At 62.1% G+C, this 683-nt stretch carries 1 protein-coding gene; it reads left to right on the forward strand.

Going from position 1 to position 683, the window contains the following annotated elements; translation table 11 throughout:
• On the forward strand, positions 1-683 hold a 683-nt coding region (gene intI1 / locus ACOTX3_RS26125; RefSeq protein ID WP_031996045.1), incomplete at both ends, for a class 1 integron integrase IntI1.

A 683-nucleotide genomic window follows, 5' to 3' on the forward strand; every position in this document is an offset into this window, starting at 1 on the left:
ACTGGGTTCGTGCCTTCATCCGTTTCCACGGTGTGCGTCACCCGGCAACCTTGGGCAGCAGCGAAGTCGAGGCATTTCTGTCCTGGCTGGCGAACGAGCGCAAGGTTTCGGTCTCCACGCATCGTCAGGCATTGGCGGCCTTGCTGTTCTTCTACGGCAAGGTGCTGTGCACGGATCTGCCCTGGCTTCAGGAGATCGGAAGACCTCGGCCGTCGCGGCGCTTGCCGGTGGTGCTGACCCCGGATGAAGTGGTTCGCATCCTCGGTTTTCTGGAAGGCGAGCATCGTTTGTTCGCCCAGCTTCTGTATGGAACGGGCATGCGGATCAGTGAGGGTTTGCAACTGCGGGTCAAGGATCTGGATTTCGATCACGGCACGATCATCGTGCGGGAGGGCAAGGGCTCCAAGGATCGGGCCTTGATGTTACCCGAGAGCTTGGCACCCAGCCTGCGCGAGCAGCTGTCGCGTGCACGGGCATGGTGGCTGAAGGACCAGGCCGAGGGCCGCAGCGGCGTTGCGCTTCCCGACGCCCTTGAGCGGAAGTATCCGCGCGCCGGGCATTCCTGGCCGTGGTTCTGGGTTTTTGCGCAGCACACGCATTCGACCGATCCACGGAGCGGTGTCGTGCGTCGCCATCACATGTATGACCAGACCTTTCAGCGCGCCTTCAAACGTGCCGTAGAA

This window comes from Enterobacter cloacae complex sp. IR5384 (assembly GCF_049237265.1).
GTDB classification, from domain to species: Bacteria; Pseudomonadota; Gammaproteobacteria; order Enterobacterales; family Enterobacteriaceae; genus Enterobacter; species Enterobacter cloacae.